The sequence below is a fragment of the Hyphomicrobium sulfonivorans genome (genome assembly GCF_013306565.1).
Lineage (GTDB): Bacteria > Pseudomonadota > Alphaproteobacteria > Rhizobiales > Hyphomicrobiaceae > Hyphomicrobium_A > Hyphomicrobium_A sulfonivorans.
Map to the genome: position 1 here is coordinate 246,141 of NZ_PZPO01000002.1, position 16,627 is coordinate 262,767.

At 61.0% G+C, this 16,627-nt stretch carries 13 protein-coding genes; 7 read left to right on the top strand and 6 right to left on the bottom strand.

The genetic code is table 11. The annotated features are described in order from the left end of the window. Positions 1–40 precede the first annotated feature (40 nt). From ftsZ to C6Y62_RS06300, 5 genes are all read left to right on the top strand, one after another. The gene (ftsZ, locus tag C6Y62_RS06280; protein ID WP_246274421.1) at positions 41–2,026 is read left to right on the top strand and encodes a cell division protein FtsZ; all 1,986 of its coding nucleotides are present in this window, start codon (positions 41–43) and stop codon (positions 2,024–2,026) included. Between the two features lie 293 nt (positions 2,027–2,319). Continuing rightward, entirely contained in the window at positions 2,320–3,255 is a 936-nt protein-coding gene (gene lpxC / locus C6Y62_RS06285) for a UDP-3-O-acyl-N-acetylglucosamine deacetylase (protein ID WP_173953230.1), read from the top strand. A gap of 568 nt (positions 3,256–3,823) precedes the next feature. Continuing rightward, the gene (locus C6Y62_RS06290; RefSeq protein WP_338074332.1) at positions 3,824–4,795 is read left to right on the top strand and encodes an outer membrane protein assembly factor BamD; all 972 of its coding nucleotides are present in this window, start codon (positions 3,824–3,826) and stop codon (positions 4,793–4,795) included. 201 nt (positions 4,796–4,996) lie between these two features. Beyond that, positions 4,997–7,126 carry an NAD-dependent DNA ligase LigA gene (gene ligA / locus C6Y62_RS06295; protein WP_173953231.1) on the top strand — a complete coding sequence of 710 codons (2,130 nt, stop codon included), beginning with the start codon at positions 4,997–4,999 and terminating at the stop codon, positions 7,124–7,126. 77 nt (positions 7,127–7,203) lie between these two features. After that, positions 7,204–8,451, top strand: a complete 1,248-nt coding sequence (locus C6Y62_RS06300) for a sulfotransferase family protein (RefSeq protein ID WP_173953232.1) — start codon at positions 7,204–7,206, stop codon at positions 8,449–8,451. A gap of 123 nt (positions 8,452–8,574) precedes the next feature. Here C6Y62_RS06300 and C6Y62_RS06305 read toward each other — a convergent pair whose 3' ends face one another. From C6Y62_RS06305 to C6Y62_RS06320, 4 genes are all read right to left on the bottom strand, one after another. Continuing rightward, complete coding sequence (locus C6Y62_RS06305; RefSeq protein ID WP_173953233.1) at positions 8,575–10,392, bottom strand: aminopeptidase P family protein; 1,818 nt, start codon at positions 10,390–10,392, stop codon at positions 8,575–8,577. 151 nt (positions 10,393–10,543) lie between these two features. After that, positions 10,544–11,416 carry a 50S ribosomal protein L11 methyltransferase gene (locus C6Y62_RS06310; protein ID WP_173953234.1) on the bottom strand — a complete coding sequence of 291 codons (873 nt, stop codon included), beginning with the start codon at positions 11,414–11,416 and terminating at the stop codon, positions 10,544–10,546. 40 nt (positions 11,417–11,456) lie between these two features. After that, positions 11,457–12,914: a TMEM143 family protein gene (locus C6Y62_RS06315; protein ID WP_173953235.1), complete on the bottom strand. Its 1,458-nt coding sequence runs from the start codon at positions 12,912–12,914 to the stop codon at positions 11,457–11,459. A 74-nt stretch (positions 12,915–12,988) separates the two neighbouring features. Continuing rightward, positions 12,989–13,174 (bottom strand): hypothetical protein, encoded by a 186-nt coding sequence (locus C6Y62_RS06320; protein WP_157066872.1) that lies wholly within the window; start codon positions 13,172–13,174, stop codon positions 12,989–12,991. A 272-nt stretch (positions 13,175–13,446) separates the two neighbouring features. On the opposite strand from C6Y62_RS06320, the gene C6Y62_RS06325 reads away from it, so the two are divergent. Together C6Y62_RS06325 and C6Y62_RS06330 are read left to right on the top strand one after the other, a co-directional pair. Continuing rightward, on the top strand, positions 13,447–14,718 hold the full coding sequence (locus C6Y62_RS06325) for a J domain-containing protein (protein ID WP_173953236.1): 1,272 nt from the start codon (positions 13,447–13,449) through the stop codon (positions 14,716–14,718). Positions 14,719–14,890: 172 nt separating this feature from the next. Next, complete coding sequence (locus tag C6Y62_RS06330; protein WP_246274423.1) at positions 14,891–15,523, top strand: protein-L-isoaspartate(D-aspartate) O-methyltransferase; 633 nt, start codon at positions 14,891–14,893, stop codon at positions 15,521–15,523. Between the two features lie 178 nt (positions 15,524–15,701). Here C6Y62_RS06330 and C6Y62_RS06335 read toward each other — a convergent pair whose 3' ends face one another. Together C6Y62_RS06335 and trxA are read right to left on the bottom strand one after the other, a co-directional pair. Further along, entirely contained in the window at positions 15,702–16,133 is a 432-nt protein-coding gene (locus tag C6Y62_RS06335; RefSeq protein ID WP_173953238.1) for a hypothetical protein, read from the bottom strand. A gap of 165 nt (positions 16,134–16,298) precedes the next feature. After that, positions 16,299–16,619 carry a thioredoxin gene (gene trxA / locus C6Y62_RS06340; protein WP_068460105.1) on the bottom strand — a complete coding sequence of 107 codons (321 nt, stop codon included), beginning with the start codon at positions 16,617–16,619 and terminating at the stop codon, positions 16,299–16,301. Positions 16,620–16,627 lie beyond the last annotated feature (8 nt).

The following is a 16,627-nucleotide window of genomic DNA, read 5'->3' on the forward strand; positions in this document are numbered from 1 at the left end:
TTCCAGGCGTCCGACCGGGCACAGGGGGCGGCCGAACGCGATGAGCATCAAGCTGCAGCTTCCAAAGCTTACCGATCTTAAACCGCGCATCATTGTCGTCGGTGTCGGTGGCGCCGGCTGTAATGCCATTAACAACATGATTTCCGCCGGTCTTGAGGGCGTGGAATTTGTGGTCGCCAACACAGACGCGCAGGCGTTGGCGACATCCACTGCTGAGCACCGCCTGCAACTCGGCGCTAGTCTGACCGAAGGGCTTGGCGCTGGCTCAAAGCCCGAGATCGGCGAAGCCGCAGCCGAAGAAGCTATCGAGGACATTCGCGCGCAGATTGCCGGCGCGCACATGGTGTTCATCGCCGCCGGTATGGGCGGCGGCACCGGTACCGGCGCAGCGGCGGTTATCGCCCGCGCGGCGAAGGAACTGGGCATCCTAGCGGTCGGCATCGTAACGAAGCCGTTCCATTTCGAGGGCGCGCGCCGCATGCGTGTTGCCGAGGCCGGCATTGCCGAAATCCGCAAGCACGTCGATACGCTGATCGTTATCCCGAACCAGAACCTGTTCCGCATCGCCAACGAGAAGACCACTTTCGCGGAAGCCTTCGTACTGGCCGATCAGGTGCTGTATTCCGGCGTTGCCTGCATTGTCGATCTGATCATCAAGGAAGGTTTGATCAATCTCGACTTTGCGGATGTGCGCACGGTTATGAGCGGCATGGGTTCGGCCGTTATGGGGACGGGCGAAGCGTCCGGCGAGCATCGGGCCTCGATAGCCGCTGAGGAGGCCATCGCCAATCCGCTGCTCGACGACGTCTCACTGCGAGGCGCGCGCGGCCTGCTGCTGTCGATTACCGGTGGCAGTAACCTGACGCTTTATGAAGTTGATGAGGCCGCGAGCCGTGTCCGCCAGGAAGTCGATCCCGAGGCGAACATCATCGTCGGCGCGACGTTCGACGATTCGCTGGGCGACAAGGTCCGCGTGTCGATCGTTGCTTCAGGGTTGGTAACGCCGCCGGCCGCCGGTCAGGATCGGAACGACGCACACAGCGCTTCGGCTCCGCCGGCACCGCCGCATGGGTATACCGGCGCGCAGCAGCGGGAAGATATGCATCGCGCTCCGCCTTCTCAGCCCGGTGGAATGGCGATGCAGCAGGCCCCGGCTAACCACTTCCAGCCTGCCCCCGGTTTCCAGGCGGCGCCTGAAATGGCGCCTTCTGCATCGCGGCCGCTTGCACAGCAGCAGCCGACGCACCAACAGCCGCCGCCGCATCCCCAGCCCCAGCGATCCGACGCCGGACGCAGCTTTCCGCAGCCGACTCGCTCCTCAGAGGAGGACATGCAGCGCCGTTTGAGCGAGGCGATCGGCGGGGAGGCATCCGGAGATCAGGTTCAGGCGCACGGGCACGGCCAAAGCCAAAGCCAGAATCACAGTCAGGGGCAGCCGTCCAGTGGCGAGGTCTGGCGCGCGCCCGGCAACGTGGTGATCGAAGAAGGGTTTTCGCAGCTTTCATGGCCGCGCGAGAGTGCAGCGCGCCGTACCGGTCAGACACAGGGCCAGCCGCCGTCCGCGGCTCAATCGGCGGCCGGTGCGTTTGTGCCTGCTCCTCCGGCTGATCTGCGTCGGAACGGACGCCGGATGCCGGAAGTGGAAGACTTCCCGCCGTTGGCTCAGCGCGAATACCGGGCGAAGGCGACCTTTGCCGCGACCGCCCACACGGAAGATCTGGGGCAGTTGCCGCCCGCCGTGCCGCAATCGGCTGGCGAGGAACCGCAGCGCCGGGGTATCCTGCAGCGCATAATGGCGCGTACGCGTCGCGACGACGTTGAGGGTGGTGTTGCTCATCAGCAACGCGAGCGGCAGGGCGACGATCGCTACGATCAAGGTTACGATAACCGTCCTCGGGGCGGTGACGGTCGCCAGTCGTCGAGCCCGGTAACCGACTCATGGTGGGAGCCCGGTAACGAATCACAAGAGGTGGATTCCGGGGATGACCCCGGACCGCTGCCGGAGTTCTTCAATCGTCGTCGCTAGAATTTGCCGCTGAGCCGCCTTAAAAGTGCAGAAAATAAGGCTAAAACGGCGTGTGTATTATAGTGGTAACACATCGTAAGAAACCGTGATTTGGCGTGTAACCGAGGCCCGGCGTATCGTTTGACTCGTTAACGACAGCGTTCGCTAAGTCCCTGCACTTCCTAGGGCGCAGCCTAAAAAGACGCCCCGATAAGTTAACGAAGATCGCAGTTTGGGACTCGAACATTGTTGGGGGTGGTGGCAACCAGGACACACTGGGAAGCCACTGAAATAGCATCGAGGGACAGGGGCAGATGTCGAATCGATTTATCGGCGCGCGGCAGACCACAATCGCGCGCGAAATCGAGGTGACAGGGACGGGGGTCCACAGCGGAGCGCCAGTTTCGGTCATCCTGCATCCTGCAGCGATCGATACTGGCCTCCGTTTTCTTGTCACCAAACGTAACCGCATCATCGCGGAAATTCCGGCCACCGTTGAGCACGTCAAGAACCTGACGCTCTGCACGGTCATCGGCAACGACGCCGGTGTAACCGTCGGCACGATCGAGCACCTTCTCTCTGCGCTGCGCGGTCTTGCGGTCGATAACTGCATCATCGAAATCGACAGCAAAGAAGTGCCGATCATGGACGGCAGCGCGGCGCCGTTCGTCGATCTTATCGACGAAGCAGGCATCCGCGAACTGCAGGCTCCCCGCCGTTACATCAAGGTTCTGAAGCCGGTGCGGGTCCAGGAAGGCGAGAGCTACGGTGAGCTCCTTCCGCACGCAGGTTTCCACGTCGACGTCGAGATCGACTTCCCGACACCGCTGATCGGCAATCAGCGCGTTGCCTTTGAGATGAGCCCCGGTGTTTTCCGTCACGAGATTGCCAAGGCACGGACCTTCGGCTTCATGAGCGACGTTGAGCGTCTCTGGAAGGCCGGTCTGGCTCTCGGCGCCAACCTCTCCAACACTGTCGCCATCGGCGACGATAAGGTGATGAACCCCGAGGGTCTGCGCTTCCCGCAGGAGTTCGTCCGCCACAAGATGCTGGACGCTGTTGGCGACCTTGCTCTGGCCGGTAAGCCGCTGCTGGCTGCATTCCGCTCCGTGAAGGGTGGTCACCGTCTCAACTCGCTCGTCGTTCAGGCTCTCCTTGCCGATAAAGACGCCTGGACCGTAGCTACGGTTCCACACGTTCGCGAAACCAAGCACGTGGACATGCACTTCGCAGTTGCCGCAGGCGAGTGATACGCGCCTGCCGGGCTCCGGTTTAGACGTCGAGTTTTCCAGTCGAGCCGCTGCCGTTGTTTTTGTCCTGAGCCCAGTTGTGACTGTTGAGCTTCAGGCGGCACGCAAAGCGCCATCGACTAAGGCGCGGGAAGCGCTCTTAGCGCGCTTTAAGCGGCGCGGCCCATATCTGACATCATCGGCAGCTAACCCAGCCGTCGTACTCGGTATCGAAGCGGAGCACGGCCAGCTTCGCCGCCTATTTTGGCTTTGAAAAACGCTGTCTTAGGTCGCCGATGCCGGTCGAGCCATGCATGTCTTCGATGCGGTGCCAGGCTCTTCCATCAAGCGCCAGTGTCTAGGTTTGTTGCGGTGATGCTTCACCACCCGCTGCGCTTCTTTCAGGCTTGATGGATGGGCAACGCGATAGCGCTCAAGTCCCAGAAGAACCATAATCATCCCATAGCGATCACGACCGTGTGGAGCGTCGTTCCGCCGTGGTATCGCCGCGGTGGCGGGATGTGCTAGGGGTAGCGTACTGCTGGGGCATTCCCCCGGGGGACTAAAAGAAAGCAGGCGAATGCCGCACGTGGGGAAAATCAGGGAAATCGGCCCGGCGCGCCGTGCGTTCACCGTCGTTTCGGTGATCGCGTTTGCTGCAGTGCTGGCCGCTTGTTCTTCCAACGACGCCATTCGTGCCCTGAACCCGGATCCGCCGTCCAAGATGTTTGCGGACGCGGATGCGCTGATGGCCAAGGGCAGCTTTGAGACCGCCGCGAAGAAATTTGAAGACGTCGATCGTGAGCATCCCTATTCGCCTGAGGCGCGCCGCGCGATCGTGATGGCGGCCTATTCCTACTACAAGGCTGGCAAGACGCCGGAAGCTATCGCCGCAGCGGAACGCTATACGACGATGCATCCCGGCACCAAAGAAGCGCCGATGGCTCATCACATCATTGCGCAGTCGTACTTCGACCAGATGAAGACGCCGAACCGCGATCAGGACACGACGCGCAAAGCGTTGGCGCAGTTCAAGATCCTGAAGGCACGCTATCCCGAAAGCACTTACGCGCAGAAGGCCGATAACCAGATCCGCCTTTGCGAGGATACGCTGGCTGCTCAGGAAATGGAGGTAGGCCGCTACTACCTCAATAAGGGTAACCACATCGCCGCTATCAACCGCTTCAAGACGGTGGTGACGGAATATCAGACGACGGCGCACGTTGAAGAAGCGCTCTATCGTCTGTCGGCTTCGTATCTTGCGCTCGGCATCGCGCCAGAAGCGCAGAACGCGGTCGCCGTGCTGGGACACAACTTCCCGAATTCGAGCTGGTACAAAGAGTCTTACGCGCTGCTGCAAAAGCAGGGTCTGATGCCTCAGGTCAGCGCAGGCTCGTGGATGACGGATGTCCTGAGCGGCCCAAGCAAACCGCCGGCAGCGCCGCCAGCGGCCGCGCCTGCACCTGCACCGGCCCCCGCAGCGCCTTCGGTGCCGGACTGGCCGGCCGCGACCACCACGTCACCGCCGCCGCCATCGTCGCTGGGCGGACCTAGCAGCTAATTGGGATCGGGGCTGGCGCATTGGCGCGCCCCCGTCGCCAGTCTTTCCACATGAGCCGAGCGCTCCACGCATGACCTGCGGTTGTGTTCGGCATTTGAACGACAGCTGCATCATCTCGCTGTGCATTCGCGCGCTGCGCGGTTTGCGCGTGTGGTGGCATCCGCTATCTCTCGGGTGAAACGCCCGTAAGATCGGACTTCGATGAGCCAGGATTTCAGCACCAAGCCCGTTGAAGATTTGAAGCGCGCCGAGGCGGCAACTGAGCTGCAGCGTCTGGCGACGCTTATCCGGCATCACGATGACCTTTATTATCGGCAGGACGCGCCGGAGATTTCCGACGCCGAGTATGACGCCCTCCGTCAGCGCAACGACGCCATCGAGGTGCGGTTTCCGAAGCTTGTGCGGCCTGACAGCCCTTCAAAGCGCGTCGGCGCTCCCGCAGCTGAAGGGTTCGGCAAGGTCAAGCATCGGGTGCCGATGCTGTCGCTGGGCAACGCGTTCGCTGCCGAGCACGTGAGCGAATTCGTGCAGCGCGTGCATCGTTTTCTGCGTCTGCCGGAAGATGCGCCGCTTGCCTTCATGGCCGAACCGAAAATCGACGGCCTGTCTATTTCGCTGCGCTACGTGAATGGCGAGTTGATTGAAGCGGCGACACGCGGCGACGGCATGGAAGGCGAGAACGTCACTCGCAACGTGATGACGATTGCTGAGATCCCGCATCGACTGAATGGCGCCAAGGTGCCCGACGTGATCGACGTGCGCGGCGAGATCTACATGGGGCATGACGATTTTGCGGCACTGAATGAACGGCAGACTGCTGCCGGCGGCAAGGTGTTTGCTAATCCGCGCAATGCGGCTGCCGGATCGCTGCGGCAGCTCGATCCAACGATCACCGCGTCACGTCCGTTACGCTTTTTTGCCTACGCATGGGGCGAGGCTTCGTCGTTGCCCGCCGATACGCAGTCGGGCGTCGACGAGGCGTTTGCTTCGTGGGGGCTGCCGGTCAATCCGCTTGCACAAGTGTGCAACGGAGCGGACGAGCTGATTGCCTACTACGACAAGCTTGCGGTTGAGCGCGCGAGCCTGCCGTATGACATCGACGGCATCGTCTACAAGGTGAACCGCCTTGATTTGCAGGAGCGGCTGGGTTTCGTTTCGCGCTCGCCGCGCTGGGCGATTGCGCACAAGTTTCCTGCGCAGCAGGCGATGACCATCCTGCGCGACATTGAAATTCAGGTCGGCCGCACGGGCGCGCTGACGCCGGTTGCACGGCTGGAGCCGGTGACGGTGGGTGGCGTTGTCGTCACCAACGCTACGCTGCACAACGAAGATGAGATTAAGCGCAAGGATGTGCGCATCGGCGATACGGTGATCGTGCAGCGCGCGGGTGATGTCATTCCGCAGATACTTGGCTTTGTGCCTGACAAGCGTCCGGCCGATGCGACGCCGTATGTATTTCCTGAGCGCTGCCCTGTGTGTGACAGCCACGCGGTGCGCGAGGTGCATGAGAAAACCGGCAAGGTGGATGCGGTGCGGCGCTGTACCGGTGGGCTCATCTGTGCGGCGCAGCGGGTGGAGAGGCTGAAGCACTTCGTGTCGCGCAACGCCTTCGACATCGAGGGGCTGGGCGAGAAAAACATTCAGGCCTTCTATGACGAAAAGCTGATTCAATCGCCTGAAGATATTTTCACGCTGGCGGCTCGCGATGCGCGCGCCGAGAAGCGGCTTGAAAGCTGGGAAGGCTGGGGGCCGCAATCGGCGACCAAGCTGTTCAGCGCCATCGCCGCGCGGCGTGAGATCGCGCTCGATCGTTTCATCTTCGCGCTTGGCATCCGCCATGTAGGAGAGACGACGGCGAAGTTGCTCGCGCGTTTTTACGGCACGGTGGAAAATTTCCGCGCATCGATGATGGAAGCGGCGCAAGACAAGGACACCGAGGCCTTCAAGGAGCTGACCAACATCGAAGGCATTGGCGAAGTGGTGGCGCAGGCCATCGCCGACTTCTTCGCTGAGCCGCACAATGTGACTGTGGTTGACGATCTTTTGAAGGAAGTTTCGCCGCAGCCGCTGGAGGCCGTCGATGCAACATCGGCGATAGCGGGCAAAACCGTTGTATTCACCGGCACGCTCACTATTTTGACGCGTAGTGAAGCGAAAGCCCAAGCCGAACGCCTGGGTGCGAAAGTTGCCGGTTCTGTATCCAAGAAAACCGATTATGTTGTCGCCGGGGCTGACGCGGGCTCGAAGCTTGCCAAAGCGCGCGAACTTGGTGTCGCGGTGATCGACGAGGTTGAGTGGCTGCGGTTGACCGGCGAGCGCGATAGCGGCTAGTTGCCCGGATAGACATACAACATTGATTCATTGTCGGCGGGCCGAAAGCCGTCAGCGCAAAACAAAAAGGAAGACGCATGCTGAGGAGACGCCATCTTTCGTCGGGAGTACGCCTGGGGCCTCCGCTGCCGTTGCGCATGTTCAATCAGCTCGGGCCGCTCGTGCGCGCTGCGGGCAAGTGGCCGTCTATCGATGTCGACAAGATGATGCGTGGCATCGAGCGCAAGTATGGACGCGATGACTGGCCGGATGAAATCCGCCGGGCGCTGCCTGTGCGCGCGAAGGCGTTTAACGAGGATGCGGATCTTTCGCTGTTCGGAATGCTCGCGGTTCGCGATCAGTTCATCAAGAGCGCCGACAATGCGCTGGCGCTTGAAGATCTGATTGCGGCTCATCCCGAAATTCTGGACGAGAAGATCGAGCGTCCGCTGTTCGTGCTCGGTCTGGCGCGTACCGGCACGACGCTGCTGCAGCGGCTTTTGTCGATGCATCCCGGCGCGCGGTATCTGCCGTTCTGGGAAGGTTATTCGCCGTTCCCGCGCAAGTTCGGAAAGCACGAAGGTGGCCGCGATGGTCGCCACGCGGAAGCGGCCAGCCGACTCAAGTTGCTGAACTTCGTGGGGCCGGAATTCAACAAGATCCATCCGATCGAAGTTGATGATCCGGAGGAGTGCTATCACCTGTTCCGCAATCACTTCCTGGTGCCGCCGGGCTTTGACTTTGCCTATGTGCCGTCGTTCTGGAAGTGGTGGGATGCAAGTGCGCATGAAGATGCCTATCGCATGCACAAGCGTCAGCTCCAGGCGCTGCAATGGCTCAACCCCAATCAGCATTGGGTGCTGAAGTGCCCCAATCATCTTTCGGGCTTGAAGCAGCTGCTGGAAGTTTATCCCGATGCGCGCATCGTCAATACGCACCGCAGCGCCGATAAAACTGTGCCGTCGCTGTGCAGCCTTGCTGCCGTTACGTGGTGCATGACATCCGATACGGTCGATCTGAAGAAGGTGGGCGAGTTTGCGCTCGATCTGGCCGAAAGCTGTGAAGCAGCAGGCCGCGAAGCGCTGAAAATCGCGCCGCCCGGCCAGGTGATCCATGTCGAATATAATGATCTGGTTGCCGATCCGGTCGGCATGGCGATGTCGATCTACGAGCGCTTCGGATACGAGGCCCATTCGTCGCTGAGGGCGCGCATGTCACAATGGCTTGCCAGCCATCCGAGCGACAAGCACGGCCGACACCAGTACGTGTTGGAGGACTTCGGATTGACGCCGGAGATTATTGCGGAGCGTCTGGCGGTGAAGCAGCCGGCAGCGGTCAACGCATAAGTTTGAGAGATCGCCGCGTAGCTGTTCGCGGTGTATGCTGCTAAGTCGAGAATGCAAAAGAGAGGGCGTTGACCCTCTCTTTTTTGTTTCATCTGATCGCTGCGCGATGTGTGCACGCAAAGCCTAAATCGGCGCCGTTGCCTGCTTCAGCCATGCCCGCTCCTTAGTGTCGTCAATGAGCGGAGCAAGCTCGGCGAAGACGCGCGCGTGATAGGCGTTGAGCCATTCGATCTGCTCCGCCGTCAGCATCTCTTTCGCGATCAGCCGGCGATCAATCGGCGCCAGCGTGATGGTCTCGAAGCTCATCATCTCACGGTCGCCGCCCGCTGGCTTTTCCAGCGGCGTAACGAGCACGAGATTTTCGATGCGGATGCCGTACGCGCCCTCTTTGTAATAGCCGGGCTCGTTGGAAATGATCATGCCCGGTTCCAGCACGGCCATCCCCGCGCGCGAGATCGATTGCGGACCTTCGTGCACCGACAGATAGCTGCCGATGCCGTGGCCTGTACCGTGATCGTAGTCCAGCCCGGCCTGCCACAGAGCGCGGCGTGCGAACGGATCGAGGTCGATGCCGCGTGTACCCTTGGGGAAACGCGCCGTTGCAATGTCGATATGGCCCTTCAGCACCAGCGTGAAGCGCTCGCGCATTTCCGCTGAAGGTTTGCCGATGGCGACGGTACGCGTGATGTCGGTGGTGCCGTCGGAATACTGAGCGCCGCTGTCGATGAGAAACAGCTCGCCCGCTTTCAGATTGCGATTGGTGGCTTCGTTGACGCGGTAATGCACGATGGCGCCATTGGGACCGCTGCCGGAGATGGTGTCGAACGAAATCTCGCGCAGCTGGTTGGTGTCACGGCGGAAGCCTTCCAGCCGTCGCACGGCGTCGATCTCGTCAACCGTGCCGGACTGCACCGCGCCATCAAGCCACGCGAGAAAGCGCGTGACAGCAACGCCGTCGCGCACATGGGCAGCGCGTGCGCCCTTGATCTCGGTGGTGTTCTTGATTGCCTTCAGTGCAACGACAGGATCGCTGCCGCGCGCGATCCGGCGGACGCCGCCAAGCGACTTGGCAAACCAGTAGCTGGCAGCGTTGGGATCAAGGCGCACTTGCTTGCCAGATGTACGCAGCGCTTTGAGGCGGTCGGCCAACGCGTTGGGCGTGCTGACGCGCGCGAATGTTTCAAGCTGCTTGCGCACGGCATCGGGCACTTTGGCGTCAGCGATGAACAGCTCGGGCTTGCCCGTTGTGGGGACGATTGCGAACGCCAGGGGTGCGGGCGTGTGCGGAATGTCGGAGCCGCGGATGTTGAACGCCCATGCAACGGAATCGCTGAGCGTAAGAACGACGGCATCCTGATTGGCGGCTTTCAGCGCCTTTTGAATGTCGGCGATCTTGTCGGCAGCGGAGCGACCTGCAAACTTCATCGGGTGGAGGAAAATCGGGTCCGATGGCGGGGCGGGGCGTTCGCTGCCCCACACGAGGTCAACCGGGTTGCGCGGCGTCGGAACCATCTTGATCGCGCGTGGCTGCAGCGCAGCTTCGAGGCGTTCGATCTCAGAGACAGTGTGCAGGCGCGGATCGAAGCCGACACGAGCGCCCTTCGGCAGATTTTCCAGCAGCCATTCGCCAATGCGTCCGCGCGGCAGTAGCGAAACCGAGATGATATCGGGATCGACCTCTGCTTTGGCCTGCACGGTGTAGCGGCCATCGGTGAACAGTACTGCGGATTTCTTGGCGATGATCGCCAGACCGGCCGAGCCCGAGAAGCCTGTCAGCCAACCGAGCCGGGCAGATGATGCGGGCACATATTCGCCCTGATGCTCGTCAGCGCGCGGCACAAGAAAAGCATCGAGCTTTGCCGCAGCCAGATGGCGGCGAAGTTCTTTGATGCGCTCAGCGGCGGCACCGCGCTCGGACTGGCTTTCGAAGCTTTGGAACATGGGATCTGATCGGAGGCTGTTGCGAACGGGAAGAAACATGAAGCTAGCCTATTGCGCGGGGTCATGCACGCGTGCAGCGCCAAAGGGCGGCGCAAATGAAATTGCGCACGCCCACAGAGCCGTTCGGCCGTTAGATCAGGTTGTCCGGCGGTTAACTGCGCCGCCGCAGCGTCAGCGTTGTCCAGTCGCCCATGCGCCGGCGCTCCACCAGCGTAAAGCCGTGCGCCAGATATGATGCGACTACCGTTGGCGCCTCAGGGTTCAGAATGCCCGAGAGCACAGTGAAACCGCCCGGCCGCAGCCCCGCGCCAATGCCACCGGCAAGGCCCCGCAGCGGACCGGCGAGAATGTTGGCGATGATGAGATCGAACGGCGCCGCCGCGCGCAACGTTGGATGGGCGAGCCCAGCCGTGCAGGCGAACGTAATGTGCCGCACACCGTTTGCTTCGGCATTGGTGCGGGCAACATCGACGGCAATTGGATCGTTATCCGAGGCATAGACGCGAGCGGCCGGCAATGCGCGCGCCGCCGCAATGGCCAACACGCCCGACCCGCAACCCAGATCCAGAATGCGCGTGAAATTGTAAGAGCGCGTCAGCCGGTCGATGGCGATCAGACAGCCAAGCGTGGTTTCGTGATGGGCGGTGCCAAAGGCTTCACCCGCATCGATCAGGATCGATCGGGGCCCGTGCGGGATGCGATCGCGGTCATGGCTGCCGTGGACGACGAAACGCCCGGCGTTCACCGGCGGCAGTGCTGCCTGGGACATCGCCACCCAGTTGAGATCGGGCAGATCCTCAAGCGTTACAGCGGGCAGATCCGCGCCAACCGTAGCGCTCAGTTGTTCTACGGCGACATCCGCGGCGGCGCGGTCTTCCCAGTAGGCCTCGATGCGCCACGCGGCTGGGCCGTCCTCAAACAGGGTGACGGCATCGGCGGCCGGATCGGCTTGCGATAGGATGTCTTCGATCGTCTGCGCCAGGCCATGATCGGCCGCGCGCACGGAAAGCTTTGTGCTGGGCATGCGTATTCCAGATGTGTGAAGGGCAGCGCGCCCGAGCGGGTCAGCGGCTGCCCGAATATCCTTCGAACTCCATGCCCTCAGCGCTAACCGGATCGGGCAACTCGTCGAGGAAAAGATCCCACTTTTTGTCGATATGCAATGCGGCTTCTGCGGGAGGCATGGTTAGCAGGCGTCCATCGGGCTGCTCTACAACCAAACCGTCGGCCGTCAGACGTTCCAAAGCGTCGGAAATATCGAAATCGACGCTGACCCCAAAGCTGGAAGCCAGATATTGCTCAATTGCTGCGTCGATGGCCTCGATGTCCTGCATATAGGCATCTTCCTTGGCCAGCACCGAATAAAGCAGCATTTCCTCTTTGATGTCTTCCTCTGCGGCGCGGGCAGCAAGCTTGAGCATGACGCCGCGATTGTCCGCCATGGCATGGAAGTAAAGGTTCTGCGCCATCACCACCATGTAGCGCTGCTTCTGGTTCATGAAGTTCATCGTCTGGCGGAAGGCAATGCCGCCCAGGCCGAACAGCGCAGTAGCCGCGGCCACCGGATTTGACGCCAGCATGGCAATCTTGCCGGCCGCGCTGACAGTGCCGAGGGTGAGACCGCCGCCGGCCGTCGCGCTGAGCCGCAGCTTGTCATAGAAGCGGAAGCGCACGCGCGTGTTGGGAAACACCATCTCGATGTCGGAGCGCGGAATGTTCTTGAACAGCTTCATGTAAACGCACGATTCCTTCACTTCCGAAGGAATGGTCTCGCGTGCTTTTTTGACGAACTTCTCCGCATCGCGCCGATTGAGCTGCTGCGTTTGCATGACTTCGCGCACATGCTTTTCAAACGGCTTTACCTTGAACAGCAGGAATAGCCGCTGGAAGATCGGAACGTCGAATTCCTCGCGCAGATAAAACTTGTTCCAGCGGCGGCGATGATTGCGACGCGACGAGGCGCCACGATAAAACAACAGCAGCTCATCGAAGGCGCAAAGGTCGACATGCAGATCGAGACCGTAGGCGGAATCCTGTGTCAGGATTTGCGCGACATCCGAGTGCTGGATCTGGACATAGTTTGCCTGCTGCAGAATTCGTTCCATGCCGCGCAGAATGCGATGCTGCATCACGGCCCGCTCGTCGGGCGTGAAGGCGCGCGTCATCAGCAGATCGCTGTCGGGGCTGAACGGCTCATACGTTTCTTCAAGCTCGTGCAGCTCGGCAGTATATTGCTGACGGCGCCAGTGATCGAGATAGCGGAAGAAGCGGCGCGCCTCCTGTGCCTGGCCGTTGGGCCATGCAGTGGGGGATGTCAGCCGATCCAGAAGAGCGAAGCGGGTAACCGGGATGAAACGCTCGCGGGGGCGCTCGCTTTCCGGCTTGATAGCGTCGAAGGCGGAAACCTCGTCATCGGTGCCCGTAACTGTGCCGGGCGCCTCCTGCGGCGGGCCATCAGCTCGGGCGTTGGAATAATCGGTCGCGATAGGCGCAGAAGCCGCCTGCGCGTCGATTGATGACATTTTTCGCGCTCCCTCTAAACGCGGGCAAATACGATTTGCACGTGAGCCGGTGGGCCACGGTGCCCTATGTTGTTCTATTGTTGAAATAACTTGGTTGTCGAGACTTCGCCGGTGGAGGGGGCGATTTTGCGGCGCGCTTGTGGCCGGCTTTCGTCATTGTTTAATGGCCAGCGGTTCCAGGTGCGCGCCCCGGTTCCCATTGACCACGCGATTGCGTTGATAAAACGCATATCCGCCACAGTCGCGCCCTTGTTCACCATAAGAACACATCCATGCATGCCAACATGGAGAGGGCATAGCGGTGCGTGGCGTTTTCCGCTGTCTGTTTGTAACAGTTCTCGCATTGGCGGGGCTTCAGCCGCTTGGCTCAGCGCTGGCTGACGAACGCATATCTATGCCATTCGAGTGCGCGATCATAGATGGTCGCATTGTTCTTCAACCTGACCGCTTGACCGAATACGCCGTTTTGGGCGTGCGTCATGAACGCAAGACATCAACCTGCGCACGGGATAGGGCTGGCGGGTGCCGTGCCGTGACTGCACATCGATTTGATGTGGCCTGTAACGGTGGGGCCGCGGCATGGATCGATATCGCGGCTGAAATTCGCAATGCCTCTGCCAATCGTGTCTGGGTCGAAAACGGACAACTCAATCTGGTGATGCCGCGCCGGGATACTGGCGAAGCGCAGAGGGAATGTCACCTTCGCGAAGCGCAGGCGGCTGCATCGGGTCACGATGTTGTCATTGAGGGCAATTGCCTGCCGTGGATGCGCAAAGCGGCGTTCGATCGTCTGGTGCTCCCGGCTGGATTCGCTCCGGTTGATGAGCTCGGTGCGCGGCTGACGTATGCCGCCTCGCCGACCCCGCAATTTGCGCCCGTCTATGCCGCGCTGCTGTCTCCCGTGGCGATGACCACGCAGACCCGCACGCGCGAAACCACTGTCGCTGTTATCGATCCGGAGGCCATGCGCACTGCCGGCACGAGAATGCAGGCGTGGGATACGGTGCTGCAGCCGGAATACGGTCAAGATGATTGGGTGACGGTTGTGCATTCGGGCACCGCTGACGATGCGCCCGGCATTGTCGAGGTGAGCGTCGCACAAAACTCAGGACCAGAAGCGGCGGATAACGCTGCTGCGGGCGCGGTGCAGGTAACGAACGCGACGGAGCGCGGTTGGAGCGGCGTGTGGCTGGTGGCGTTTGGCTCTTTCAGCGTCGCCGCCATCGCTGCGCTGCTGATGAAGTTCATGCCGCTGGTGCGCAGCCGTGCCCTTCGCTCGGCCCGCTCGCGGCTACGGCGGCGCAATGTTTCCATCGCCAATGCATCGACGACAGTTGCCGCGCTTCTGGAGCAAACGGCCGTCGCGGTGACACAGCTCAGAGGGGCGGGGCCTTTGCGTGAAGTGTTGTTAGGCGAAGTGCAGGCGGTGCGCGAACGCTCGGCGCATATTGCACTTGCAGCAAGCAGAGCTGAAGTCGCGCCCGAAAAGGCAGGAATGCAGTATCGGGCGATGGTGCGCGATCTTGAGCGTATCCGGCGGATTGTCGACAGCGCTGCCGCAAGCTTGAAAAAGTCCCGCAATACGCAGTCGACGGTGCCCCAGACTACGAGTGAGGCCTATGACGTGTTGGGCGTCAATGCGCACGTGAGTGCGGGTGTGCTCAAGAAGATCGTCGACGCGCTGCGCATGAGCTGGCATCCGGACCACGCACGAGATGACGCGGACCGCGAGATGCGGGAGCAGCGCATTCGGCAGATCAACATCGCCTGGGATCTGATCAACGGTGAGCGCAAGGCAGCGTAGCTGGCGCTTATCGATCGCGGCATTCGTCAGATCTAAGTCGATTGCGATGGGGTCTGAATTCCGCTTGTAAACGGCTCGTGTGTTAGAAGCTCGGCATGTAATTGCTGACATGATGATGGAGGCTTCCATCGCACCTGGACCGAATGATGGGCGGGCAGCTGACCGTCAGCGCATGGTTGATGAGATCATCGCCATCGCTGCGGAGAGCATGCAAAGCTATCCTGCGGTTGCGCTCGATCCGGGGGTGTTGTCGGTGATGCGCCGGGTGCCGCGACATGAGTTCGTCCCTGGCGTCCGACGGCATGCGGCCTACCGTGACAGTCCGCTTGATATTGGTGATGGCCAGACGATATCGCAGCCTTTCATGGTCGCGCTTATGACCAGCCTGCTGCACCTAAAGCGTAGTGATCGCGTGTTGGAGATCGGCACCGGCTGCGGCTATCAAACCGCGATACTGGCCGAGCTGGCGGGCGAAGTGTTTACGGTCGAGATTGTTGAAAGCCTTGCGAAGCGGGCGGCAGCCACGCTGACGCGGATGGGGTATGCGAATGTGCGTACGCGCATCAGCGATGGAAACAGCGGCTGGCCGGAAGCGGCGCAGTTCGATTGCATCATCGTAACTGCGGCGCCCGATCGTATGCCTGACGCCATCGTTGCCCAGTTGAAAGAGGGTGGCCGCATGGTGATCCCGGTTGGCGGCAACGAGCAGACGCTAAAGGTGATTTGCAAGCGAGGCGGCGGACAAATATCTGAAGGCGATATTATGCCTGTGCGGTTCGTGCCGTTTACCCGCAATGCCGGTTGAACCTTAATCCTTAGCCCGGCCCGTAAGCAGCGTCGCGAAGCTCAATCCAACGCTCGCTGTTGCGATCAGCATGGAGTGCTTCCGGAAAAGTGGGAAGCGGTTTTCCGACAAGAAGCACGACAAAACAAACATCCAGAGCCGTTCCGCGATTCAACGAAACGCTGAAAGGGTCTAGCGGCTACTTCCAGCTCCATACCAGATCTGTCTGGCTGTAATCGAAGGCGCGGCTGGGTGCGTTCTCGTCGCTCATGTCGAGCTCGCGGCCTTCGTCGTCGAACAGGCGGACCGTGCCGTCGATCAGTAGCGTTTTGCCGCCGATCTCACACTCGTAGGGCACAGCCCGTGCGCCACCCAGTTCGTGCCAGTGGTTGCCAAAGCGCGAGCCGGTACAGATAAGCGTATCGGCGTCCAGCGTCTGTTGTTCCAGCTCAGCCCGGATGGCTGCGATCAGGCGTTGCTCGTGCTTGAGCTGCTCCATCACATCGGAAAGCGGTATCGTCCCGCCAGCATATGCGGGAGCGGCAGCAAGCAGCGTTACGGCAAGCGCGCCAAACATGCAGCGCTTGGTGATGTGCGTGACAACGAAAAACGCGGCTTTTGAAATATGCATTGCGCCTCACCCGGGCAAATTCACTTCAATTCAAACAGCCTATCGCAGGTCGCGGTGCCCGCCTAATAGTGTTGTGAAGGCACGGTGGTGCAAAGCATGGACAACGAAAAAAGGCCCCGCGCTTGCAGGGCCTTCGATCGTTACGGACACCTTTGACGCGACACGTCAGACGGCGGAGTTGATCCAGTCTTCAAGGCGCTTCTTCTGCACCAGGGCACCGGTGTGCTGAGCGGCAACCTGACCGTCCTTGAACAGGATGAGGGTCGGCATGGCGCGGATGCCATACTTGCCGGTGACGCCAGGGTTTGCGTCGACGTCAAGCTTCACTACCTTCACCTTGCCCTTCATCTCCAGGGCGACCTGGTCGAGAGCAGGGGCCATGGCCTTGCAGGGGCCGCACCATTCCGCGAAAAAGTCCACCAGAACCGGCTCCGAAGACTGCAAAACCTCCTGGTCGAAGGTGCTGTCGGACACTGCATTTGCCATTTGAATTC

Bases quoted from the DNA above. Each gene is read 5' to 3' on its own strand.
- ftsZ (WP_246274421.1), top strand. From the start codon at position 41: ATGAGCATCAAGCTGCAGCTTCCAAAGCTTACCGATCTTAAACCGCGC.
- lpxC (WP_173953230.1), top strand. From the start codon at position 2,320: ATGTCGAATCGATTTATCGGCGCGCGGCAGACCACAATCGCGCGCGAA.
- ligA (WP_173953231.1), top strand. From the start codon at position 4,997: ATGAGCCAGGATTTCAGCACCAAGCCCGTTGAAGATTTGAAGCGCGCC.
- C6Y62_RS06300 (WP_173953232.1), top strand. From the start codon at position 7,204: ATGCTGAGGAGACGCCATCTTTCGTCGGGAGTACGCCTGGGGCCTCCG.
- C6Y62_RS06305 (WP_173953233.1), bottom strand. From the start codon at position 10,392: ATGTTCCAAAGCTTCGAAAGCCAGTCCGAGCGCGGTGCCGCCGCTGAG.
- C6Y62_RS06310 (WP_173953234.1), bottom strand. From the start codon at position 11,416: ATGCCCAGCACAAAGCTTTCCGTGCGCGCGGCCGATCATGGCCTGGCG.
- C6Y62_RS06315 (WP_173953235.1), bottom strand. From the start codon at position 12,914: ATGTCATCAATCGACGCGCAGGCGGCTTCTGCGCCTATCGCGACCGAT.
- C6Y62_RS06320 (WP_157066872.1), bottom strand. From the start codon at position 13,174: ATGGTGAACAAGGGCGCGACTGTGGCGGATATGCGTTTTATCAACGCA.
- C6Y62_RS06330 (WP_246274423.1), top strand. From the start codon at position 14,891: ATGGTTGATGAGATCATCGCCATCGCTGCGGAGAGCATGCAAAGCTAT.
- C6Y62_RS06335 (WP_173953238.1), bottom strand. From the start codon at position 16,133: ATGCATATTTCAAAAGCCGCGTTTTTCGTTGTCACGCACATCACCAAG.
- trxA (WP_068460105.1), bottom strand. From the start codon at position 16,619: ATGGCAAATGCAGTGTCCGACAGCACCTTCGACCAGGAGGTTTTGCAG.